At 63.4% G+C, this 23,935-nt stretch carries 21 protein-coding genes; 5 read left to right on the top strand and 16 right to left on the bottom strand.

The annotated features are described in order from the left end of the window. Window positions 1-7: 7 nt before the first annotated feature. The 5 genes from NKI25_RS01485 (at window position 8) to NKI25_RS01505 (ending at window position 5,528) form a co-directional block, all read left to right on the top strand. Window positions 8-1,375, top strand: coding sequence for a xanthine dehydrogenase family protein molybdopterin-binding subunit (locus NKI25_RS01485; RefSeq protein ID WP_352997863.1), 1,368 nt, complete (start codon window positions 8-10; stop codon window positions 1,373-1,375). A gap of 1 nt (window position 1,376) precedes the next feature. Next, window positions 1,377-2,381 (top strand): xanthine dehydrogenase family protein molybdopterin-binding subunit, encoded by a 1,005-nt coding sequence (locus NKI25_RS01490; RefSeq protein WP_337145651.1) that lies wholly within the window; start codon window positions 1,377-1,379, stop codon window positions 2,379-2,381. 9 nt (window positions 2,382-2,390) lie between these two features. Beyond that, window positions 2,391-3,272 carry an AAA family ATPase gene (locus NKI25_RS01495; RefSeq protein ID WP_352997865.1) on the top strand — a complete coding sequence of 294 codons (882 nt, stop codon included), beginning with the start codon at window positions 2,391-2,393 and terminating at the stop codon, window positions 3,270-3,272. A gap of 235 nt (window positions 3,273-3,507) precedes the next feature. After that, window positions 3,508-4,641 (top strand): vWA domain-containing protein, encoded by a 1,134-nt coding sequence (locus NKI25_RS01500; protein ID WP_352997867.1) that lies wholly within the window; start codon window positions 3,508-3,510, stop codon window positions 4,639-4,641. Then, entirely contained in the window at window positions 4,641-5,528 is an 888-nt protein-coding gene (locus tag NKI25_RS01505) for an amidohydrolase family protein (RefSeq protein ID WP_352998137.1), read from the top strand. Before NKI25_RS01500 ends, NKI25_RS01505 begins: the two co-directional genes overlap by 1 nt. Window positions 5,529-5,741: 213 nt before the next feature. On the opposite strand, the gene NKI25_RS01510 is transcribed toward NKI25_RS01505, so the two are convergent. From NKI25_RS01510 to NKI25_RS01585, 16 genes are all read right to left on the bottom strand, one after another. Beyond that, a complete protein-coding gene (locus NKI25_RS01510; RefSeq protein ID WP_352997868.1) occupies window positions 5,742-6,149 on the bottom strand; it encodes a carboxymuconolactone decarboxylase family protein in 408 nt (135 codons plus the stop codon). 407 nt (window positions 6,150-6,556) lie between these two features. Continuing rightward, window positions 6,557-8,053 carry a sugar ABC transporter ATP-binding protein gene (locus NKI25_RS01515; RefSeq protein ID WP_352997870.1) on the bottom strand — a complete coding sequence of 499 codons (1,497 nt, stop codon included), beginning with the start codon at window positions 8,051-8,053 and terminating at the stop codon, window positions 6,557-6,559. Then, on the bottom strand, window positions 8,053-9,111 hold the full coding sequence (locus tag NKI25_RS01520; protein ID WP_352997871.1) for an SMP-30/gluconolactonase/LRE family protein: 1,059 nt from the start codon (window positions 9,109-9,111) through the stop codon (window positions 8,053-8,055). The genes NKI25_RS01515 and NKI25_RS01520 overlap by 1 nt, the downstream gene beginning before the upstream one ends. After that, a complete protein-coding gene (locus tag NKI25_RS01525) occupies window positions 9,108-11,231 on the bottom strand; it encodes an ABC transporter permease (protein ID WP_352997873.1) in 2,124 nt (707 codons plus the stop codon). Before NKI25_RS01525 ends, NKI25_RS01520 begins: the two co-directional genes overlap by 4 nt. Before the next feature lie 217 nt (window positions 11,232-11,448). Further along, the gene (locus NKI25_RS01530; protein ID WP_352458300.1) at window positions 11,449-12,474 is read right to left on the bottom strand and encodes a sugar ABC transporter substrate-binding protein; all 1,026 of its coding nucleotides are present in this window, start codon (window positions 12,472-12,474) and stop codon (window positions 11,449-11,451) included. A 59-nt stretch (window positions 12,475-12,533) separates the two neighbouring features. Continuing rightward, window positions 12,534-13,520, bottom strand: coding sequence for an ABC transporter permease (locus NKI25_RS01535; protein WP_352997875.1), 987 nt, complete (start codon window positions 13,518-13,520; stop codon window positions 12,534-12,536). 280 nt (window positions 13,521-13,800) lie between these two features. Further along, window positions 13,801-15,243 (bottom strand): DHA2 family efflux MFS transporter permease subunit, encoded by a 1,443-nt coding sequence (locus NKI25_RS01540; RefSeq protein ID WP_352594165.1) that lies wholly within the window; start codon window positions 15,241-15,243, stop codon window positions 13,801-13,803. Between the two features lie 226 nt (window positions 15,244-15,469). Further along, window positions 15,470-16,270: a 3-methyl-2-oxobutanoate hydroxymethyltransferase gene (locus NKI25_RS01545; protein ID WP_023675787.1), complete on the bottom strand. Its 801-nt coding sequence runs from the start codon at window positions 16,268-16,270 to the stop codon at window positions 15,470-15,472. Window positions 16,271-16,307: 37 nt separating this feature from the next. Then, entirely contained in the window at window positions 16,308-16,622 is a 315-nt protein-coding gene (locus NKI25_RS01550; RefSeq protein WP_352594166.1) for a MocE family 2Fe-2S type ferredoxin, read from the bottom strand. A gap of 44 nt (window positions 16,623-16,666) precedes the next feature. Then, a complete protein-coding gene (locus NKI25_RS01555) occupies window positions 16,667-17,755 on the bottom strand; it encodes a fatty acid desaturase family protein (RefSeq protein WP_352594167.1) in 1,089 nt (362 codons plus the stop codon). Window positions 17,756-17,846: 91 nt separating this feature from the next. Beyond that, on the bottom strand, window positions 17,847-19,028 hold the full coding sequence (locus NKI25_RS01560) for an aldose 1-epimerase family protein (RefSeq protein WP_023675784.1): 1,182 nt from the start codon (window positions 19,026-19,028) through the stop codon (window positions 17,847-17,849). Between the two features lie 34 nt (window positions 19,029-19,062). After that, window positions 19,063-19,845 (bottom strand): ATP-binding cassette domain-containing protein, encoded by a 783-nt coding sequence (locus NKI25_RS01565; protein WP_023675783.1) that lies wholly within the window; start codon window positions 19,843-19,845, stop codon window positions 19,063-19,065. Then, window positions 19,842-20,846: an ABC transporter permease gene (locus tag NKI25_RS01570; RefSeq protein WP_245274659.1), complete on the bottom strand. Its 1,005-nt coding sequence runs from the start codon at window positions 20,844-20,846 to the stop codon at window positions 19,842-19,844. The genes NKI25_RS01565 and NKI25_RS01570 overlap by 4 nt, the downstream gene beginning before the upstream one ends. 61 nt (window positions 20,847-20,907) lie before the next feature. Beyond that, the gene (locus tag NKI25_RS01575; protein ID WP_023675781.1) at window positions 20,908-21,849 is read right to left on the bottom strand and encodes a sugar ABC transporter substrate-binding protein; all 942 of its coding nucleotides are present in this window, start codon (window positions 21,847-21,849) and stop codon (window positions 20,908-20,910) included. A 37-nt stretch (window positions 21,850-21,886) separates the two neighbouring features. Further along, window positions 21,887-22,801, bottom strand: coding sequence for a sugar phosphate isomerase/epimerase family protein (locus NKI25_RS01580; RefSeq protein ID WP_023675780.1), 915 nt, complete (start codon window positions 22,799-22,801; stop codon window positions 21,887-21,889). Between the two features lie 42 nt (window positions 22,802-22,843). Continuing rightward, window positions 22,844-23,932: a Gfo/Idh/MocA family protein gene (locus NKI25_RS01585; RefSeq protein ID WP_023675779.1), complete on the bottom strand. Its 1,089-nt coding sequence runs from the start codon at window positions 23,930-23,932 to the stop codon at window positions 22,844-22,846. Window positions 23,933-23,935: the final 3 nt, after the last annotated feature.

Here is a 23,935-nt window from a genome sequence, read left to right on the forward strand (position 1 = left end):
TAGAAAAATGGAACTCCGCAAGAGCTATTTCGCCGACCAGCGCAAGGACGATCTGCACGAGATCGGCCAGCCGCGGCCGCGTTCGGATTCGCCCGGCCATGTCACCGGCAAGACCGCCTATTTCGCCGACCGCAATTTTCCCGGCATGCTGCACCTGAAGATGGTGCGCAGCCCGCATCATCACGCCCGCATCCGCAGCATCGATACGTCAGAGGCGGAAAAGCACCCCGGCGTCGTCAAGGTGCTGACCGCCAAGGATGTGCCGCACAATGTCTACACCATCCTGATCCTGATCCAGATCGGGCCGGAGGACGAGACGGTGCTGGCCGACGGCAAGGTGCGCTGGAAGGGCGAGGCCGTGGTGGCGGTGCTGGCCGAGACTGAGCGCGCCGCGCAGGAAGCCGCCGCCAGGGTCAAGGTCGATTACGAGGTGCTGCCGGCCGTCTTCGACATGGACGAAGCGCTGAAGCCCGGCGCGCCGATCGTCAACGAATATCACGGCCGGAATTATTACCTCTACGACAGCGGCGAATGCCGCAAGGTGCGCTTCGGCGATGTCGAGGCAGGCTTTACAGGAGCCGACCACGTGCTCGAACAGACCTACCAGTCTTCACCGATCGAGCATGCGCCGACCGAGACGACCGGCTGCATCGTCGCGCCGGAGGGCAACGACCGCTTCACCTGCTACACCAACACGCAGGCGATGTTCTTCACTCTCGATAACGCCTCGATCATCCTGCAGATGCCCGGCAACAAGCTGCATTTCGTCGGCGGCACTGTCGGCGGCGGCTTTGGCGGCAAGGTCGACGTCATCGTCGAGCCGATCGCCATCCTTGGCGCCAAAATAACAGGACGACCGGTCTGTTTTATCTACAGCCGCGAGGAAGAGATGCAGATTTCCTCGCCGCGCGCCGCCGAGAAAGTCTTGATCAAGGACGGCGTCATGAACGACGGCCGCATCGTCGCGCGCAAAGTGACCGGCTACACCGACGCCGGCGCCTATTCGCGCCATTCGCCCTACGGCGCGCAGAAGGGCGCGGGGCATTATCCCGGCCCGTATACGATCCCGAATGTCTGGATCGACACCTACTGCGTCTACACCAACCGCACCCCGTCCTCTGCGATGCGTGGCTTCGGCGTGACGATTGGCGATTTCGCGCTAGAGGTACAGATGGACAAGCTCGCCCGGCTGATCGGCATGGACCCGCTCGAATTCCGTTTCATCAACGCCTATCGTGACGGCGACATGAAAGCACATCGGCAGCCGACCGAGGGCGCGGCGCTGATCGAGTGCATGCAGGAAGCCTCGCGCGCCGCCAGCTGGCCGGTAGCGGAAAAATTCATGGCGATGTCGTCTTACGCGAAGGGAGTTTGAGATGGCGATAAGGCGCGGACGCGGCGTTGCCGCGATCAATTATCCGACCGGCATGAATCTCGGCGGCGACCCGACGCAGGCGCTGGTGCATTCGACGCCGACCGGCAATTTCATGGTAACGCTGTCGAGCGTCGATCTCGGCCAGGGCATGAAGCAGATCATGGCGCAGATCTGCGCCGAGACGATCGGCGTGCCGACCGACCGCGTCGTCGTCGACACCGCCGACACCGACACCGGCCCGCACTGCATGGGCACCTTCGCCTCGCGCGGCACACACCGGGCCGGCAACGCCGTCATCCAGGCGGCCAGGGAAGCCCGCCAGGTGATGCTGGAAGTAGCGGCCGAGGAGCTGGAAGTGAACGCGTCGGATCTCGAGACCGACGGCCAGGGCAACATCCTGGTCAAGGGCGCGCCGCAGAAATCGATCTCGATCTTCGATGTCGCGCTGTCGGCGCATTTCAAGCGCGGCCGTTCGATTTCCGGCCGCGGCATGTTTTTGATCCCGCGCTCCTATCCGGAAAAGGAAACCGGCGCGATGAAGCCGTCGACCTGCTATGCGCATGCCTGCACGGTGGCCGAGGTCGAAGTCGACGACGAGACCGGCGAGGTCACCGTGCTGACGGTGAAGAACGTGTTTGAGATCGGCCGTGCGCTGAACCCGAAAATGGTTGAACAGCAGCTCGTCGGCGGCTCATGGATGGGCATCAGCCATGCGCTCTACGAGACGACCGAACCCTATTATCCCAACCGCGACCATGGCGGCACCGATTTCAACCAATATCTGATGCCGGGACCGGGCGATCTTGCCGAAACCGAGATCATCGTGCTGGAACGGCCCTCGGCGGATGGGCCGTATGGCGCCAAGGGGCCGGGCGAAATGTGCGCCAACCCGCAAATCCCGGCGGTGGCCAACGCCGTCTTCGACGCCGTCGGTGTGCGCATCGATACGCTGCCGATCACGCCGGAGCGCATCCTGCGGGCGCTGAAGGCGCAAGCATCGAACTGAGTGTTGGAAATGCCCAAGAGAAGTGCCGAGACTGTCGCGACATCGCCGGAGGCGGTGGCGTCGCGCCTCGCCGCCTCGCGCTATCTGGCCGACGAAAGCCTGGCCACCGCCATCTTCCTGGCGATAAGGCTGGGCAAGCCGCTGCTGCTCGAAGGCGCACCGGGCGTCGGCAAGACGGAAGCGGCGAAGGCGATTGCCGAAGTGCTCGGGCGTGAGCTGGTGCGACTGCAATGCTATGAGGGCATCGACGCAGCACACGCGCTCTACGAATGGAACTACCAGCGCCAGCTGCTCGCCATCCGCCATGCCGGCGAGCACGAGATCGACATCTACGACGACCGCTTCCTGATCGCGCGGCCGCTGCTGCAGGTGCTGAAGGCGCCGGAAAAGCGCGTGCTGCTGGTCGACGAGATCGACCGGTCCGACCATGAATTCGAAGCGCTGCTGCTGGAGTTCCTGTCCGATTTCCAGATCAGCATTCCCGAGCGCGGCACCATTCGCGCGACGGCCCAGCCGATCGTCATCCTGACCTCGAACCGCACCCGTGAACTGGCCGAAGCGCTGCGGCGGCGCTGCGTCTACCACTGGATCACCTATCCCGACGCCGGGCGCGAGGCCGAGATCATCATGCTGCGCGCCGGCGATGTCGCCGAGGCCACGGCCCGCGCGGTGGCTGCCGCCGTGCGCGATATTCGCGCCCGTCCGCTGGCGAAGCCGCCCGGCATCGCCGAGGCGGTCGAATGGGCCAATGCCGCGACCATCCTCGAAAAAGGCGGCAGCCCGTGGCCGGAAGCGTTTCGCCGCGCCATCGGCGTGCTGATCAAGGACGAGGAGGACCTTTCCTGCATCGCGCCGGAGCTCGGCAAGATTGTCGAGGAGGCGCTGGCGTGAGCCGGGAAGTCGGCAATCCCCTCCTCCCGTCCATTCCGCAACGTTGGCGGGACAGCACCCCCCTCTGTCCTGCCCTCTTTGCCACCACTTGGCATCTCCCCCTCAAGGGGGGAGATCAGATGTCATCCCGGCTTTCGCTAAACTCCAACATTGCAGAAATGAGCGGAGCGTCAAAGCTGCCAATCTCCCCCTCTGAGGGGGAGATGTCCGGTAGGACAGAGGGGGGCGCGAAGGAATGATGCGGGGAGAAAGCTTGCCGCGCGCCGCAACCCCAATGCTCGGCTTCGGCCGGCTGCTGCGCCGCTATGGCTTTGTTGTCGCGCCGGAGCAGGTATCAGACTTCATGCAGGCCGTAACCCTGCTCGGGCCGCGCTCGATGGCCGACATCCACGAGGCGGCCCTTGCCACGCTGGCGCCGCCGCCCGACCGCCGCGACGAATTCGAGGCGCATTTCCGGAGCCATTTCTATGGGGACGCCGCGGCGCTGGTCGAAGGCGAGGCCGACGAGGAAACCCGCATCAAGGACGATGGTGCAACGGGCGAAGAAGAAATCGAGGTGGTCCGCCAGGAGGAAGGCGGCGAACTGTCTTCGGCCAGCGAACAGTTGAGCGTCCGCGAGTTCCATCGCGATAGCGACGGGCTTGCCGCCTTCCGCCGCAAACTCGCCACCGCGTTGCCCGCCCGCCGCTCCTTCCGCACCGTGCGCACGAATGCCCGCGGCAAGCTCGACCTGCGCCGCTCGCTGCGCGAAATCGTCAGTGCCGACGGCGATATCCCCTCGCCGCTGCTGCGCCGGCGGCAGACAGTGCCGCGCAAGCTTCTCATCCTGATCGACGTGTCGGGCTCGATGAAGCTCTACACATCGGACTATCTCAAGCTGGCACACGCGGCGGTGCAAGGCGCCGACCGGGCGGAGGTCTTCACTTTCGGCACACGGCTGACCCGTATCACCTCGGCGCTGCGCATTCGCGACCGCAATCAGGCGCTGGCCCGCGCCGCTGCCCAGGTCGACGACTGGGACGGCGGCACCCGCATGGGACCGACGCTGCTCGCCTTCCTGTCGGTGCCGCGCTTCTCCGCTTTTGCGCGCGGGGCGGCAATCGTCATTCTGTCCGATGCGCTGGAGCGCGGCGGTCATGCCGAGCTGGAGACGGCGATGCGCCGGCTGAGCGCCCGCGCCTTTCGGCTTTCGCTGGCGACGCCGTTGGCCGGCGACCCGCGCTTCCGGCCGGCCACGGCAGCACTTCGCGCCATCCTGCCGGTGCTCGACGATCTGGTCGACGGCTCCTCGATCGCCGGTCTGACCGAGTTCATCCTGTCGCTCGCCCGCCCCGCTCCGGCGGCCGCGGCAATCTGGAGGGTTTCGTGATGCAGAAGGCGATCGACGCGCATTTCCACATCTGGCGCCGAGAGGACCAGCCCTGGCTGGTCGGACCGATGGTGCCGCGCATCTTTGGCCCTTACGAGCCGATCCGCCGCGATTATCCGATCGAGGAATTCCTCGCCGACCAGCAAGGTTCAGGCGTCGAGAAGGCGGTCTATGTCCAGACCAACTGGGCCAAGGAGGATTTCGAGAAAGAGGTCGCCTTCCTGCAGAAGACCGCGGAAGAAACCGGCTGGCCGCACGCCATCGTCGGCTATGCCGATATGACGGTGGACGATATCAGGCCCCAGATCGACCGGCTGAAAAAATATCCGCTGCTGCGCGGCGTGCGCATGCAGCTGCACTGGCACGGAACGCCGGCCTTCCGCTTCGCCGCCTCGGCCGATCAGGTCATCGACCCGAAGGTGCGGGCCAATGTCGCGCGGCTCAAGGATTACGGCCTGTCCTTCGACCTGCAGCTTTTCCCCGCCCAGATGAAGGACGGGCTGACGCTCGTCGGCGACAATCCGGAGACCAATTTCATCCTCACCCACGCCGGCATGCTGACCGACATGGAGCCGGAGACCACCGAGGCGTGGAAGTCCGGCCTGCGCACGCTGTCAGCGGCGCCCAACCTCTATGCAAAACTGTCCGGCCTCGGCACCTTCGTCCACCGCAACGACCCGGCGCTGATCAGCTATATCGTCGACAACGCCATCGACATCCTCGGCAGCGACCACCTGATGTTCGGCTCGAACTTCCCGATCGAGAAACTGTGGACCAGCCATTCCGAGCTGATCAAGGCGCACCGCGAGGCGGTGGGCAAGCACGGCACGGCGGCAGAGGCGGATATTTTCTGGAACACTGCGGCGAAGGTTTATCGGCCGGTGTAGTGCGCATCCCTTCTCCCCTTGTGGGAGAAGGTGGATCGGCGCGTAGCGCCGAGACGGATGAGGGGTGCTGGAAGAGACTCGGCGGAGAAAATCCCAGCGATTTGAAGCACTTACGTCTCCAAGGCCGCGATCCGTCCAGCACCCCTCATCCGACCGAGCTTCGCTCGGCCACCTTCTCCCACAAGGGGAGAAGGGAAGGCGCCGCGCCTCACCTCACCGCACCTCGAACTCCGGATCGACCGGGATCTGCAGCGCCGTGACCATCTGGTTGGTCTGCCCGGCCAGCCCGATGATCGACACCAACTCGCCATGCTGCGCATCGCTCATGCCTTTGGCCCGTGCTGTCGCCGTATGCGAATGGACGCAATAGGAGCAGCCATTGGCGGTCGAGACGGCGATGTAGATCATCTCCTTGGTCAGCGGATCGATGGCGCTGTCAGCGACCATTACCGCCTTGAGCTGTTCCCAGACCCGCTTCAGCGAGACCGGATCATTGGCCAGCCCGCGCCAGAAATTGTTGACGAAGTCGGATTTGCGCGTTGCGCGGATGTCGTCGAACACGGCCTTCGCGGCGGGAATTGCCTCGACCTCGGCATCGGTCAGAAGTTTTGCGGTGGTCATGGCTTGGTCCTTTCGCTTTGAATCGTTATGCGAGGTCGTTGAATCAGGTCGGGAGAAAAGGCGGCTAACCGCCTTGGATGAATCAGCAATTGACGCGCTGAGGCAAGACCGTAAGGCTGGCCGAGGCCCCTCACCTTCGTCATCCCTGGGCGAAGCAGGAGCGAAGCTCCGTCGCGGAGACCCTGGGATCCATGCCGTGACCTTAGCCGAAGAACGCAGCGAAACAGAATTCTGCACCGCAGCAGCGCTCTGGTGTAGCGGCATGGATCCTGGGGTCTGCGCCGCGTCGCTTCGCTCCTTGCTTCGCCCCAGGATGACGAAACGACGGGCGCCTCGGCCAATCTCCAAAGTGTACGATCCGCCGGCGCAAAAACCGTCCAAATGTCAACCTTCCGCGCCCCGGGAACCTAATGCACCGCCGCGTACATGATCTTCTCCTCTGTCGCCTCCGCAGGCGAGAACTCCTCGACGATGCGGCCCTGCCGGCAGACCAGGATGCGGTCGGACAGGTTCATGATCTCCGGCAGGTAGGACGAGATGACGACGACTGCGAGGCCTTCATCGGCCAGCCGGTTGATGATCTGGTGGATTTCGGCAATCGCGCCGACATCGACGCCGCGCGTCGGTTCGTCGAAGATGACGATGCGCGGCTTCTGCACCAGCCCCTTGCCGATCACCACCTTCTGCTGGTTGCCGCCGGAAAGCTCGACCACGCGGGCATTGTCGTTGATCGCCTTGACGTTCAGCGTCCTGGTCCATTCGGCCGACAGCGTCCGCATCTCCTGCGCATTGATTACCCAGCCCTTTTCCCGTCCCGCCGCCAAAAAGCCGCCGAACAGGTTCTCGGCGACGTCCATCGTCTCGAAAATCCCCTCGCTTTTGCGATCTTCGGTGACATAGACGATGCCGCCCGCCACCGCCTCGCTGGGCACGAGATAGCGCACCGGCCGGTCGTCCAGCTCGATGGTGCCGCCGCGCAGGAAGTCGCGCTTGTAGATGCCGGAGACGATCTTGAACGTCTCGGTGCGGCCCGAGCCGATCAGCCCGAACACCCCGGTGATCTGGCCCTCGAAGATCGAGAAGGAATTATTGCGCACGACATTGCTCATCGAGATGTCCTGTACCGACAGCACCTTCTTGCCGGCCCTGCGCAGCCTGGCCTCGTCGCGCTGGCTGTAGAGCTGTCCCGAAAGCGTCCGCCCGACCATGGCGGCGACGATCCTGTCGCGATCGAAAGCGGCGGTATTGTCGGTGATCACCAGCTCGCCGTCGCGCAGGATGGTGATGCGGTCGGCGATATCAAGCGCCTCTTCGAGCGCATGGCTGATGAAGACGATCGACACACCCCTTGCCTTGAGCCGGCGGATCAGCGCGAAGAAGTGCCGCTTTTCCTCTGGCGTCAGCGTCGCCGTCGGCTCGTCGAAGATGATGATCTCGGCATTGTGGTGGACGGCGCGCGCGATCTCGACCATCTGCCGCTTGGCGGCGCCAAGCGTCGCCACCATGGCGTTCGGGTCGACGGGAAAGTTCAGCGATTGCAGAAACTGCTGCGCCGAAATGTAGGTGCCGCGCAGCCGGTTGAGAAAGCTTTCCGTGCCGAGATAAAGGTTCTGCGCCACCGTCATCGACGGCACCAGGCTGGTCTCCTGGAAGACCATGGCGATGCCGGCTTCAAGTGCCGCGTGCGGCGAGGCGTAGGCGATCTCCTGCCCCTTGTGGAACATCTTTCCCGATGTCGCGTCGACGACGCCGGCGATGATCTTGGTCAGCGTCGATTTTCCCGCGCCGTTCTCGCCGAGCAGCGCGTGGATCTCACCCTTGCGCAGCCCGAAGCTGACGTTCCTCACCGCGGGCACGCCCCGGTAAGTCTTGGTCACGTTCTCCAGGCGGACGATCGGTTCCATCAGCTATGCCCTCCTGAAGCCAGATCGATGGCCAGCAGACAATCGCCGCCTTTCGAGGCAATGAACAGGCGACCGTCCTTTTCCGCCACGCTGCAAATGCCGTGGCGCGTGCCGTTGGCGCGGCTGTGCAGGCTGAATTGCGGCCGCATCTCCCGATCGAGCCTGACCACCAGCCCGTAGGAGCGGCTCGGCGACCATGGCTTGTGGATGCCCATGGTGCGGATGCCGCCGCATTGCAGCGGCTCGAGGAAGCTGCGGTTGGAGGCGAGTGCCGGCGCGATCCAGTGCTGCGGCGGCACTTGCGCCAGCATGTCGTTTCGATAGTGCGTTTCCTGCAGCACGAATTCGATCAGACGGTTCCGGGGCGCAAACAGCGCCAGCCAGGCACCGCCATCGGCGGCGGGCGATAGCCGCGCGGGATAGCCGGGCAGATGCGCCAGCACCGTCGAGCGGCTGCCTGTCGCGCTGTCGAAGCGGACGAGTTGGTGCCGCCAGCTCTCGCCGACCAGCACGTCCTTGCCGGTTGGATGCAGCCCATAGGGAAAGGCGATGTCACCGGCGAGCTTGCGGAATTCGCTGCCTGCCGGATCGCGCTTCCACAGCGAACCCGATGCGCCCTTCTTCATCAGATCGGCGGCCCATTGCGACGGCCCGTGGTCGGCCGAGCCATTGGCCAGCCAAAGCGTGCCATCTTCCGCATAGGCGAGTGCTGTGATGCAGCGGATCTCGGCCGGCAGGGCGGCCTCCTTGCCTGCAATCAGCAGCCTGCCGCTTTCGAGCCCGACCGTCAGTTCGCCGGCAGGCGAGCGCGCGAGCGCGGTGACTGCGGCCGGAAATGTCTCGACCAGAACAGGCGCGCCACCGGCGGCGAGCGCGTAGACGGCATTGCCGCTGGAAACCAGCAGCCGGCCGTCGGCGACCAGCAGATTATCAGGCTCGAGCAGTTCGGCGAAGGCCGCAGCATCGTCCAGCAGCGTGTTCGGCCTGAAGGCGCCGTCGAGCGGCGGGATGGTCACCGCCTTGCCGCGGAAGATGTCGAGGATCGGATCCAGCATCATGCCTTCGCCCCCCAGTAAGAAGCGGGGCTGGTCCAGTTCGGGTCGGCCCCGGCAATCCGGTAGCGGCCGATGCGGTTGTTGAGAATACCGCCGACGAACAGAAAACCCTTGTGCTCGCGCATCGAGGTGACCATCGGATGCGCGGCGCCCGACAGGTCGCCCATCGCTTCGACGATGCCGCCCTTCTCGTTGAATTTCACCACGCCGCCGGTGTTGATGTTGGGGAACAGCCATTCGTCCTGCGGCAGCCGGCGCGTCATGCGCTTGCGCATGTCGGGGTGGCGCAGCGACAGGTCGAAGCTTGGCGTGCGCATGCCGAGCCAGGCCATCCAGTAATTGCCGTCCGACGCTCGGTTGATGTTGTCGGGGTAGCCAGGCATGTCGCGGATGACGCATTCGGCAACGCCCGCCTTCGGCCCTTCCAGCCAGTAGCGGTGCACGCGGCAGGCCCAGCTTTCGGCCAAGAACAGCGACTTGCCGTCATGCGCCATGCAGACGCCGTTGGTGTAACGGTAGCCGTCGAGCAATGTCTTGGTCGAACCGTCCGTCGGATCATAGACGAGCAGCCGCCCGGTGGCGCGGTTCTCGATCGAATCCAGCGCCCAGTCGTGCGCGTCATAGCGCTTGGTGGAATCGGTGAAGTAGATGCGGCCGTCCGGCGCGATGTCGCAATCATTGGGGTCGCGCAGCCGCGCATCGTCGACGATCGAGGTCCAGGAGCGCGACGTTTCCGCCGAAAGCCGCTTCACCTCCCGCTGCGGCGAAACCGAATAAAGGCCCATCGCGCCAACACAGCTGATCAGATTGCCTGTCTTGTCGAAGGCCAGGCCGAGCGGAAAGCCGCCAATATGGGCAAAGACCTCCGAGCGTTTGTAGTCCGGTGCGAAGAAACGGACGATCTCGCCATGCCTGGTGCCGCAATAGAGATGGTCGTCGCGGTCGAGGATGACGTCTTCCGGCCCTTCCAGCTCGCCGAGCCCGATATGGTCAGCCCCAGACAGCCGATTGTCGAGCTCGTAAGGCGTGCCCGAGCCCGGTGCGGCCGACTGCGTTGCGCCCATTTTCAGATAGACCGGTGCGACATAGACCTCGTCCAGAACCTTGTGGCGGTTCTTCAGCCAGCGAATGTCGATGGTGACGGCGACGGCCAGCATGATGCCCAGCACCATCTGGTTGGTGCCGGTGCCATAGCCCAGCCGGATCAGCCCGTTGGTCATCGTCAGCACGATGATTGCGCCCATCAGCCCCTTGATCACCGAACCGCGGCCGCCGCCCAGGCTGACGCCGCCGACGACCGCCGCTGTCAGTGCCATGACCTCGAGGTTGAGGCCTGTGCCCGGCCCTGCCCCGCTCAGCCGGCAGGCGATGAGGAAGCCGCCGAGCGAGGCGCAGAAGCCGGAGAACACATAGGTCATGAACACGGTGCGGCGTACGCGGATGCCGGCATTGTGAGCCGATCGCCGCGACCCGCCCACCGCCTGCACATGCCAGCCGGGCCGCGAGCGCGTCAGCGCGACATGCGTAATAATCGCCAGGATAATCGCCGCCCACACCGCAACCGACAGGCCCCAGAAGGTATCGTCGCCGATGAAGTCCAGCACATCCGATGTGGCATCGGAAAGCTGGACGTCGGCGGCATAGGTGGTGACCAGTATGTCGAACAGCGCCCGCCCGAAGATGAAGGTGACCAGTGTCGTCAGGAAAGCTCGCAGCCTGAAATAGCCGATCAGGTAACCGTTGATCGCGCCGAACAGCAGGCCGGTGACGATCGAGGCGGCCAGCGCCAGCCACACCGACTGTTCGAGGATGAAGAAGACGAACACGGCGGAAAAACAGGACAGCGCGAAGATCGAGCCGACCGAAAGGTCGATGCCGCCGCCCAGCATGACCACCGTCATGCCGGTGACGACCAGCGAGAACTCGCCGAGCTGGCGGGTCGATTCCTGCAGCGACATCGGCTTGAAGAAGCCGGGAATGATTGAACCGAACACGCCGAGCGTCGCCACCAGCGCCAGGAACGGAATGGCGTTGTCGGTCCAGCGTTTGCTCAATATCTCGCCGACGAGATGGTCGGGCACGAGATTGTAGCGCCAGGATTGAAGGCGTTCGCGAAAGGACATCGGTTGCTGCTATTCGAGAGAAAAGGGAAAAAGGGGCCGGGCTATCCGCAGAACAATCGCCTCAGGTTTGCGCTGCCCCTCACCCTTACCCTCTCCCCGTATAGAGACGGGGAGAGGGGGTCGCCAGCGTTGGAGCGTATCCCTTCTCCCCGTCACTATACGGGGAGAAGGTGCCGGCAGGCGGATGAGGGGCAGCGCGAAGCTCAGGAAAGCCGGCCTACTTGGCCGCAGCTTGGGCTTGCAGTGCTTTCAAGTCCCAGCAGCTGTCTGGCTTGAGGTCGGCCTTGGTCGTCGCCTTCTCCAGCGTATAGATGTAGGTGTGCGAGGTGCCGGCCGGCTGGCCGCTCTGCAACAGGAACTTGATGACAGCGTTCATGTCACCCGACTGGCGGGCAAGATCGGTCATCACCACCGCGCCATAAGTGCCGTCCTGCAGCTTGTCGCAGTCGGCGGTCTTTTCGCCACCGCCGGTGGTGACCAGAAAGACTTTGCCCTCGAGCTTGGCATCGCGGATCGCAGCCGATGCGCCGGTCGCGTCGCCGTCCCAGAAATCGATGATGGCGCAGATGTCGGGGTTCTGCTGCAGCATCGTCGTCGTCACGTTGCGCGAGGTCGTCGCATCCCAGTTGGAGTCAGGCTTGGCCACGACCTTGAAGTCGGGGTTCTTGTCCAGCACCTTCATGATGCCGGCATATTGGTAGAGGCTCGACGAGTTGGCCTGGTCGCCCTGCACCAGCCCGATCTTCTTGGACGAGTTCGGCCCACAACCCTTGATCGCCGCTTCGGCTTCCAGCTGGCCGAGCCGATCCCAGTCGCTGCCGACAAAGGCATCGGCCGGGAAGTTCGCCGGATTGTCGACCAAAAGCACATAGGTGCCTGCGGCCTGCGCCTTCTTCATCAGCTTGGCATAGGAGTTGAGGTCGGGCGAATGGATGATAAGCACGTCCGGCCTGGCGTCCGACGAGATCGCGTCGGTTATCGCCTGCGCGCCGGCATCGACCACCCAGTTCGGGTCACGCGTCTCGAACACGCCGCCCCAGGCCTCGACCTCCGTCTTCAGGTAATGCGCCCAGCCCTGTGCCAGGTCGAAGCCCATCGCCATCGGTACCAGCATCACACGCTTGCCCTTGAGTGCTTGCGAATAGGCGCCCGGACCCGGATCTTCGGCCGCGAAGCCTGGCGCCACGAATGCGGAGGCGGCAAGCGCTGCCGCGGCAGCCATAAACGTCCTGATGATTTTCATGTCACATCCTCTGGTTTGGTCGTTGTCGTTCGCGGCCGGCCCCAACCGTTCGCGTCAGTCTAAATGTCGCCCTGCTGCGCGGTCTGCTCGTCGCGCGGATTGATGAACCCATCGACGATGATCGCCGCCAGCAGGATCGCGGCCTTGATCAGGTTCTGATAGAGCAGCGGAATGTCGATGATGGTCATCGCATTGAGCAGGATGCCGATCAGCGCGGCACCCACCAGCACGTTGCGCACCCCGCCCCGCCCGCCAGACAGACCGATGCCGCCGATCACCGCCACCAGCACGATGTCGTAGAGCAGCGTGGAATTGACGATGCGGGTGTTGATCGAATGCAGGCTGGCGGCGGTGAGCAGGCCGGCCACCAGAGAGACCAGGGCCGACAGCACGTAGCGCAGCACCAGCATCGGGCGCACTGGAATGCCGATGTTGCGCGCGGCGACCGGGTTGTCACCGGCGAAATAGACGTAGCGGCCCCATTTGGTGTAGCGCAGGAACAGGAAGAAGGCGAACGCCAGCCCGGCGAAGACAAACACCTCGACCGGGATGTCGAGGAAACGCAGCCCGCCCAGAAGCTCGACCCAATGGTCGGGCGGCACCGGCACGGCGTCCTGCGTGATCAGTTGTGAACGCACATAGCCGAAGACGAAGGATGCGGTCGCCAGCGTCACGAAGATCGCCGGAACCTCGGCGTAGGCGACCAGGATTCCGTTCAACAGCCCGATGGCGAGAACGCCAGCGAGCACATAGGCGAAGGCCAGCCCGTCGGACATCCCCGAATTCAGCAATTGCAGATACCACGCAACCGACATCGCCATGATCGCTACCGCCGACAGGTCGATGCCTCTGCCGATTATGACGACCGCCATGCCGAGCGCCAATATGCCCAGCACCGAGACCGAGCGCACGATGGCAACAAGATTGTTCGAGTTGATAAAACCAGGCAGTCCGATGGCGGCGGCAATGAACAGCACAACCGCGATGGCAAAGACAATGCCCTCCTGGTTCAGGCTTCTCCAGTTTAGCCAGCCGGTCGCGTTCATTGCCCGCTTTCACCCGCGATGGCTACGCCCTGCTCCCTCTGCGGCCATCGGAACGAAAGCTAATCGGCTCAAGACCAATTCGTCAAATGAATCCGCGCATTGCAGGCCGGCTTGCGAGGAAATTCTGCGGTTGGACGCGCTGATTGGCGAGGCTGGCGCAATGCCAGGAACTCAAGCACTTTTTCAATTGACCGTGCCAATCGGAGCGCTCGCAAAAGTTTGTTCCACAACGAGCGAAGCAGGCAGAATTTATGTCCGCGATCGCCGCTGGATTCCCGCGTCAAATCCGCAAAGCATGGCCCGAGACCTCGGCGCCGGCAGCGTTCGGTAACGCCAGAAAGCGGAACGAGGCGACGAGACCGATTGCGCCGATCACCAGGAAGGCAAGGCGGAAGTCGACGAGATCGAGCGCTGCCGCGCCCCTGGCGATCTGTGACAGGTTGAGCAGTGCCGCCGCCACCGCCACGCCGAACAGCATCGCCACCTGCTGCAGCATGCTGGACAATGTCGCCGCCGAGCTGCGCTGCTGTGAGGCCACATCGGCGAAGGCCAGCGTGTTGAGCGCGGTGAACTGCATCGAGCGCGAAAGGCCGGCGATCAGCATCAGCACCACCACCAACGCTTGCGGCGTCTGCGGCGAAAGCGCCGCGCAGGCCATGATCGACAAAGAAGCGATCACCCCGTTGACGATCAGCACCGAACGGAAACCGAAGCGCCTCAGCGTCGGCGTCGTCACCGCCTTCATACCGAGATTACCGAGAAAATAGGCCAGGATCATCATGCCAGCATCGACCGGGCTCAGGCCGAAGCCGACCTGGAACAAAAGCGGCAGCAGGAACGGCGTGGCGTTGATGGCGATGCGGAAGATCGTGCCGGCCGACAGCGTCGAGATGGCGAAGGTCTGCACCTTGAAAGCTGTGAGATCGAGCAGCGGATGGTTGGCGCGTCGCAGATGCCGCACCGCCAGCCAGCCGACCAAAATGCCCGTGCCGAGCAGTGCCACGGTCGGCAACACACCCTCTTGCGGATGCGCGATGCGCTCGAGGCCATAGAGCATCGCGGCGAGCCCCACCGAGGTCAGCAGGAAGCCCGGCCAGTCGAGCGGCTTGGCCCCAGCTTCGCGGTCGCTGGGAATGAAGCGGGCAACCAGCGCCAAACCGGCAACCCCAAGCGGAATGTTGATGAAGAAATTCCAGTGCCAGGAGAGATAAGTGGTGATGAAGCCGCCAAGCACCGGCCCGACCACCGGCGCAAACAGCGCCGGCCAGGTGATCAGCGCCGTGGCGTTGAGAAGCTCGGATTTCGGCGCGTTGCGCAGCACCAGGACGCGGCCGACCGGCGTCATCAGCGCGCTGCCCAGGCCCTGAACCGCGCGTGCGGCGACGAACTCGGCCAGGTTCTGTGAGATGCCGCAAACGAGCGAGGCCAGCGTGAACAGGGCGATTGCCACGAGGAAGATGTTGCGCGCGCCAAAACGGTCGGCAAGCCAGCCGGACAGCGGCACGAACACCGCCATGGTCAGCATATAGACGGTGATGCCGATGCTCATCGCCACCGCCGGCACGCCGAAGGATTCTCCCATCTGCGGCAGCGAGGTCGAGATGATGGTCGAATCCAGAAGCTGCATGAAGAAGGCGACGGCGACGATCAACGCCACCCGCCGAGCTTGCCGCGCCGCCGGCGCGGCTTCGGGCAAGGCTTTGTTTTCGGGAATGGCGGTCATGCACAGAACTGTCCGAAGGGGAATTTTCACCCGCTCCATCGGCAACCGCACAATTGTCCGGCAAACCGATGACGCACCGGTTTCAACAGCATCTGGCCGGTGCCGTCCAGACCTGGTCCAACAAACTTTCGTGTGGCATCGCAGCCGGCCATGCGATGACCTGGCCCTGGCGCCGAACCGGCCTTTTACGATCCGCGATGACGCTTTGTGCCGCTGCCGGGGCGTCTTATGCGGCTTCGATCTTCTCCAGGAACAGGCTGAGCTGGTCCGGGTCCATGTGCACGACGTGCCTGTCTTCGGGATACGCCAGGCTGTTCACATCGGCGACATATTCGGAGAAGGCAGCGATGCGTTCGGCCTGCAGGCGATCGTATTCGGCGGCGAAATTGCGATAGACCTTGGAATGGCGCGGCATGTGGCCACGGTTCTGGCCGAGGATGTCGTCTGCGAACAGATACTGCGCGTCACAGCCGGTGCCCGCTCCCATCGACAGCATGATCAGCGACGTCCGTTCCGAGATCGCCTTGGCCACTTCCACCGGCACCACTTCGATCTCGGCGCCGATCGCGCCGGCGGCCTCCAGTTGCTTCACCGCTTCGAACACCTGCATGGCGGTGTCGGCGGTCTTGCCGACAGCCTTGAAGCCGCCGGTCCAGGTGGCGCGTGACGGGATGAGGCCGACATGGCCGATTACCGGAATGGCATCGTCGGCCATCCGCTTGATGGTGGCATAGCCGGCGCTGCAATAGACCGCATCGGCGCTGGCCTTGTAGAGCCGGAACGCCCAGCGGACGAAATCATCGGCGGTGCCGATCTCGAAGAAATTCTCGCCCGGCATGGTGAACAGGCTGGGTGCCGCATCGCGGTATTGCGGATTGAGCACCAGCTCCGGCGGCACCGAGACGATGTCGACGCCGGCGCGTTCGGCGGCCTCGGCCTCGTCCATCGTCAGCACGCGCAGCATCGTCAGCTGCCGCTTGCCCTTCATGGCCCGCAGGTCTGCGACGGTCGGTCTTTTCCGGCTCATGGATTTTGGTCCCCTTTGCTACGTGACAGAAGGCCGGTCAGGCGATCTGGATCATCACCTTGCCAGCTTCCACCTTGACCGCATAGGTCTGCAGATTGACACAGACGGGAGCCCCTTTGGCCTGGCCGGTCTTGTAGTTGAAGCGGCCATTGTGCTTGGGGCATTCGATGATGTCGTCCATGACAAGCCCGTCGGCCAGATGCGCCTTCTCATGCGTACAAAACCCGTCGGTGGCGAAGAATTCATCGTCCGGCGAACGGTAGATCGCGAAGGTGCGGCCGCCATGGTCGAAGCGGATGACGTCTTCCTCGTCGACATCGTCCACGGCGCACGCTTCGACCCAATCGGCCATTCTATATCTCTCCTGAAATTTTCTGCATGGCGCCGGTGCGGTGCCTATTCAGCCGCCGCCGACATGTTCACTTCGTGGAACTCGCCACGATAGGGCCTGGCCGTTGGCGGCAGTTCGCGCTTGAGGAAATAATCCTCGTATTTGAGCTGCCTGAGCAGGACAGGCCAGACCTCGCGATAGGCATGCCATATCGACGGGTTCGGCTCCGGCAGATCGTGCTTGATCAATTCATGCAGCCTGGGCAGCGCGTGATAGGGCACCATCGGAAACATATGGTGCTCGACGTGGTAGTTCATGTTCCAGTAGATGAACCGGCTGATCGGGTTCATGTACACGGTACGGGTGTTGAGCCGGTGATCGACGACGTTGTCGGCCAGACCGATGTGCTGCAGCAGGCCGGTCATCACCATGTGCCAGGTGCCGTAGAGGCGCGGCACGCCGATGAGCACCACCGGCACCCACGACTGCATGTAGAGGGCGAGTGCTATCGTGGCGATGTAGATGGCAATATGCCAGCGCGCCGCGATGACGGCCTTGTGCTGTTCCATCTCGGGAACGTAGCTTTTCTCGTCGGGCGTCAGCTTGCCGAACGCCTGGCGTACCAGTGCCGGAAGCGAATAGCGAAAATCGAGGATGCCGGTGAAAGCCAGCGCCGCACGCAAAAGGTCCGGCGGGCGCATCACGGCGATCTCGGCGTCGCGGCCGACGATGATGGTGTCGGTGTGGTGGCGGGCATGGCTCCAGCGCCAGGTCACCGGGTTGCGCATCAGCATGAAGCTGGCGATCTGGTAGACGACATCGTTCATCCAGCGCGTGCGGAAGGCAGTGCCATGGCCGCATTCGTGCCAGCGCGAGTCGCTGGACGAGCCGTAGAGCACGCCGTAGACGAAGAAGAACGGCACGCACCACCAGGTACCCCAGAAATAGATGGCGCCGGCGGCCGAGCCGAGGATGGCGACGATCCAGATGATCGTGTCGCGGATCGCCGGGCCGTCTGAGCGCTGCATCAACTCCTTGATCGCCTTGCGGGAGACATCCGTGTGGTACCACTCCGCCGAGGCCAGTCCCGTCTCGATCGCCCTGCGCGTGCTTTCGCCGACCAGGCTGTAATCGCGCTTTACCGTGCCAGCCATTGTGACCTCCAATTCCCGATCGGCCGCGAGCCCTCCCCGCTCCGGCCGGAGCCAGCCTCCCAACTGGTGTCCCGTATCTTGTTCGCCATTATCACGACCTGCCTCCAAGAACAGGAAAACGGCCCGACGGCTGCGGGTAGTCCTCTCGCGGCTGCCTGGCGATTGCCGCGATCCGGCTCTCCGCATCGGCGATCTCGCCGGCGCCGTCGAGAACCCGGAACACGGCATCGTAGGAGCGGCTCTCGCCGTGCTCCAGCCAGATCATCTCGCCGCGTTCGCGCGCGGCCAGATTTCCCAGCACATGATGCGTCGAGGGCTCGATGCCAAGCGCGTACTGCCCGGCCTGGAAATTCTGCCATTGATAGGCGCAAGGCAACTGGTCCTTGCGCGTGACCACCTGCAAGCCGAGGCCGAGCCTGTCGTTGACCACCGCGACCGGCACTTCGCCGGCGCTGTCGGCGCCGAGCTCGTGCTGCCAGACCTGTTCCTTGAATCCCGGTTGCGGCGCCGGCACCGTGCGGTAGCCGACCTTCTGCACTTCATAGCGCTCGCCGGCATGGCCCGCCCAGACGACGTCGCGGATCGGCGCCAGGTAGCGCGATCCTTCGTCGAGCACCGGATGGCTGATATTGATGTGGTAGAAATACATATGCGGCGTACGGTTGAAACCGTGATTGACGACACGGTCCGAAAGCCGGATCTCGTTGCCGCCGACATCGGCCTCGATCCGCCGCAGCAGGTGCAGATCCTCGCCGAATACAGTCGATTGCTGAACGATGCCTTCGGCCCACAACACGCAGCGGTCGCCGTCCCAGGTCTCGCCATAGCCGGTCAGCCGCGCCGGGATGGTGCTGATGCGGCCGTGCAGCGAATGGCGCACCATCGTCTTCGGCGGGTAGTTGTAGGTATCGGCCGGTACTTCGTTCATGAACAATATATGGTCGAGGCCGCAGGTCAGCAGAAGGCCGGAAAACGACCGCGCCCACGCCAATCCCTCCTCGCCTTCATATTCGTGCAGGCCGGGATGGCGAAAACCGCTCGGCGAGTGCCAGCCGATCGCCTGGCCCCTGAAATCGCAATCGGCGATATCGAGCGCCCGGTCGACCAGCGCGGTGAAGCGCAGGCCGGAGCCGGTGCGGAATTCGAGCATGCGGATGCCGCGCTCGACGCCGTCGCCAAGCGTCATCAGCCGCACGCCGGCGAACTGCGACAGCATGCCCGAGCGTTCCGAGACCTGCCGGCGCGACAGCGTCTTGCCGTAAAGCTCTACCATGTGACGGCCAGTTCTTTCACTTTGCTCCCGTCCTTCACTTCGCTCTCGTCTCCTTGAGCAGGGCCGACATGTCGGCGCCGGTGATGATGCTTTCCACGGTCAGCAGATCGGTGCCGGCGACCGTCTGCTCGGCGACGATCTCGCCGCGGCGCATAACGATGATGCGGTCGGCGACCTGGAAGACGTGATGGATGTTGTGGGTGATCAAAAGCACCGAGTGGCCGGCGTCGCGCACTTCCTTGACGAAGCGCAGCACGCCGTGCGTTTCCTCGACGCCGAGATTGTTGGTCGGCTCGTCGAGGATGATGACCTTGGCGGCGAACTGCATGGCGCGGGAGATGGCGATCGACTGACGCTCGCCGCCTGACAGCGTGCTAACCAGCGCATCGGCGTCGAGTTTCTTCGAGATGCCGACGCGCTTCAATAGAGCCGACGCAGCATCGCGCAATCGAGCGAGATCGAGCGGCGCGAACACGCCAAGCCATTTGAGATTGACCGGCTCGCGGCCAAGGAAAAGATTGCGCGCGATGCTGAGATCGGGAGCCAGCGAGGTGTCCTGGTGGATGGTCTCGATGCCGAGATCCATCGCGTCGCGCGTCGAGCGGATGGAGACCTTCTGGCCGCGCACATAGATGTCGCCGCGATCGACGGGAAAGACCCCGGAGATCGCCTTGATTAATGTCGATTTGCCGGCGCCGTTGTCGCCGAGCAAGGCCACCACTTCGCCCTCGTTGAGCGTGAAGGAGGCGCTCTTCAGGGCGCGGACGCTGCCGAAGGATTTTTGCAAATTCTGCAGCCGAAGCACTTCCATGATCAGCTCCTGGCGGCGTTCTTCTGCAGCAAAGCGTGCAGGATGAGCATGGCAAGGATGATGACGCCGACGAAGATGTTATAGGCGAGCCCGGGCACGCCGATCAGCACGATGCCGTTGCGGATGCTGCGCAGCATCAGCGCGCCGACGATGGTGCCTAGGATGGTGCCGCGCCCACCGGTCAGCGCAGTGCCGCCGACCACCACCATGGCGATCACTTCGAGCTCGTAGCCGGTGCCGGCCACCGGCGAGGCGGCAGAGATGCGGAAGGCGCTGATCATGCCGGCGAGACCGGCCAGCACCGAGGTCAGGATGAACAGCCAGATCTTGACCGCATCGGCCGGCACGCCGCGCGCCACGGCAGCGTTACGGTTCGAGCCGATAGCGCTGATCCAGTTGCCGAGCTTGGCGTAGTGCAGCACATAGATCGCCAGTAGCGACAGGCCGATGAACCACCAAAGCGAGGTATAGAAACGGAACGTTCCGATATTGAAGCTGCCGGCCAGCAGCGTCACGAAGAAGCCTGGCTGGTTCCAGGATTTCAGCGGAAAGCCTTGGGTGATGTAAAGCGCTGCCCCACGCACGACGAGCAACATCGACAGTGTCACCAGGAAGGACGAGATCCCGATCTTGGTGACGATCAGGCCGTTGATCGCACCGATCGCTATGCAGAGCAGCAGGCCGGCCAACAGCGCGACGCCAATATCAAACCCGCCGTTCTGCACCAGCAGCATGACGACGACCGGCGCCAGCCCGAACACGGCACCGACCGAAAGGTCGAACTCGCCCGCCGTCAGAAGCAGCGTCATGCCGAGCGCGATGATGCCGAGCTCGGGCAGGAACGCCATCATGTTGGAGATGTTGAGCGGCGACAGGAAATTCGCGTCGGCGATCGCGAACACCGCCAGCAGGACGATCAGGATGACGAGCGAAGAGAACTGCGGCGAGCGCATCAGGCTCGACCTGCGTTTGGCACGCGGCATTTCCTCTTCTGCGGCAATTGTCATGACAGTTCGAACCATACGCCAGGGTGACGCTCGCCGCCTGCGCGGCGAGCGTCAGTTTCAATCATTTGTTGTAGAGTTTCAGGATCGGTTCGACGCTCGAGGCGTCGTAGAGGCTGAACGTGTGAATGTCGTAGCCGATCGGTTCGCCCGCGGCGGCGAGACCGAGCAGCGCCACCGGCATGAAGCCCTGCGCCGATGGGAACTGCCAGGCAGCCGCGTTGATGAAGCCGGACTTGACTGACTCGGCGGTTTCCTTCGAATTGCCCCAGCCGACGACCGGAATCTTGCCGGCCGGCACGCCGGCGCCGTCGAACACCCGCTTGACGCTGGCCGCGACGGAATCGCCGAGCGCGATGATTGCCGGCGGATTGTTGGCAACCATGTAGTCGGTCATCTTGGCGATGATGCCGGCCGGATCGGTGCCGCAATCGACCACGTCATATTTGATGCCGAGCGGATCGAAGACGCTGGCAATGCCTTCGGTCTCGAGCTGCTGGTAGCTGGCGCCCGGCACTTCGACCGGCAGGAACACTTTGTCGCCCTGCTTCACCATCTTGTGGTCGACCAGATATTTCGCCCAGATGACACCGGCTTCCTTAAGGTCGGCGCCGACATAGGCCTGCCGGCCGGTTGCCGGATCGTCGGTATTGAAGAACACGATCGGGATGCCGGCCGCCTTGGCTGCCTTGACCTCCTCGGTCCACAGGCCGGGCTGCGCCGAGGTCGTGGCGATGCCGTCCGGTTTGGCGGCGAGTGCCGAGTTGAAGGCTTCCTTCTGCGCCGCCATGTCGCCGCCGCTGAACGAGATCTTGCAGGTCACCTTGAGCTGGTCGCAGGCCTTGGTGGCGCCGGCATTCCAGTCGATCCAGAAGGCATCCGACGGGCCGCCATGCGACAGCAGGTAGAACGTCTTCTGGGCGTCCTGCGCCAGCGCCGGCGTACCCAGCGCAACACCGGCGAGAACCGTCGCCGCGGCAGCGATTTTCAACGCGAATTTCAACATTTCTCTTCCTCCCTTGTTTCGTAGCCGAACCGCGCCATCACAGTCCGTTGGCGCGGAATTTTCCGTCGAGGAATTTCTTGGCACGGGGCACGTCGTCTTCCGAAAGATGCTCGATGATGACCGGGATGTTCGGATGCTTTTCGGCCAGCCGCTTGAGATAGAGGTCGTAATTCAGCGAACCGAGGCCGGGCGCCGGCAGCTCGATCTCGCCGACGCCGCGGAAGGTGTGGCTCTCCAGCGCGTCCTCGTCGCCGATGTCTGCGTGCTTTTCCGACTTGTCGCCGCCGGAACGCTTGACGTCCTTGGCGTGGGCAATCTTGATCTTGTCGGTCAATGTGTCGAACACCTGGTTCAGGATCTGGTCCATCCTGTCGATGTTGTGCGTTTCGAAATAGTTGGTCGGGTCCATCAGCAGGCCGAGGCCTGGGTGGTCGATCTGCGCGAACATCCTCACCGTCTCTTCGACCGAACCGACGACATTGTTGACATAGGTTTCGAGCAGGAAGACTGCGCCGTGGTCATAGGCGGTCTGGGCAAGGTCGGCGATGACCTTGCGGCATTCCTCAAAACCTTCCTCGGTCTTGTTCTTCGGGTGATGCACCCAGTCGGACTCGGTGTTGTAGGTACCGGTTTCCGAGATCACGTAAGGGGTGCCGAAATGGCGTGCGTTGCGGATGATCTCCTTCAAATAGCCGACGCGCCGCTCGCGCTCGCCCAGGTCCGGATGGATGATGTTGGTGTAGCCCGACACACAGCAGATCGGCAGATTGTGGTCGCGGAACGTATCGCGGACAGTCTTGGCCTTGTCCTTGGTGATCTGTCCGGCGGAAAGGTCGATATCCCTGAAATGCAGGTCGAGCTGCACGGTGTTGAAATCGAGCGCACGGATCTTCTGCGCGGTTTCCTTGAGGCCATACGGGAAATAACCCGTGAAAATACCTGCCTGCATCATGGTGTGAAGTCCTCCCTGTAAGTGATTCAGTCGTCCGGTGTTTCAGTTGATCGAGATTTCGGAAAGCTTGACGGTCCGGCCCTTGTCGATGGAGCGGTAGCCGGCTTCGACCAGCGCCATGGTCTTGACGTTGTCGGCGACGGACAGCGCCGGCGGCTCGCCCGTCTTGACCGCGTGCTGGAGCTGCTCCATGACGCCGATGAAGGCATGCGGGAACCACATCGTGTCCCAGCTGGGCGTCACCCATTCACCACCGGTGGTCTCGGTCGAGGCATAGGTCAGCGTCGAGGCAGAACCTGTCGGCCAGCCGATGGTGCCCTTGGCGACGCCCTTGGTGCCGTCGACGCGCCAGTTGATGTGCTGGTCGTCCTTGTAGCCCTCCTGGCGCGGACCGGACCAGACATCCTCAAGCGATACGGCGAGCACGCCCGACGGGAACTTTATCGTCGACACGGTGATGCCGTCCGAATGATCGAAGCGGGTGCGCGGATCCTTGCGGGTCAGGGTGGTGATCTCCAAGGGATCGCCGAACAGGAAGCGCAATACGTCGAGATGGTGGACGCTCATATTGGCGAGCGTCAGCCGGTCATAGTCCTCGAGGAAGCTCTGCCAGTGCGGGATCGCATGCATGTCGATCTGGGCGAAAACGATGTCGCCGAGCGCGCCGCTGTCGATGATCTGCTTCAAGACGCGCATCGACTGGTCGTAACGCATGTTCTGGTTGACCGAGAGGATCTTGCCTGCCTTGGCCGCCTCGTCGCGAAGTTTGACGGCCTCTTCAAGGGACAGCGCCAATGGCTTCTGCGCCAGGATCGCCTTGATATGTGCCTGCTTCAGAGCATGACGGATCAGTGCCGGCTGCTTGTCCGGCGGAAAGGCAAGGTCGATGATCTCGACGTTCTTGTCCTCGATGAGCTGTTCCGGCGTGTCGTGGACGGTTGGGATATCCCAGCGTTTGGCGACTTTCTCGGCGCTGGCCTTGGTCCGCGAGGCAATCGCCACCACCGGGAAACCGGCTTCCTTGTAGGCGGCAAGGTGACATTCGGCCATGATCATGCCGGCGCCGACGCAGCCGATCCTGTATTCCCTGGTGCGGACTTTAACGTCCGGCTCGAAGCCGTTGCCCACCATTTC

The sequence above is a fragment of the Mesorhizobium sp. M0808 genome (assembly GCF_040320025.1).
In the GTDB taxonomy this organism is placed as follows: domain Bacteria; phylum Pseudomonadota; class Alphaproteobacteria; order Rhizobiales; family Rhizobiaceae; genus Mesorhizobium.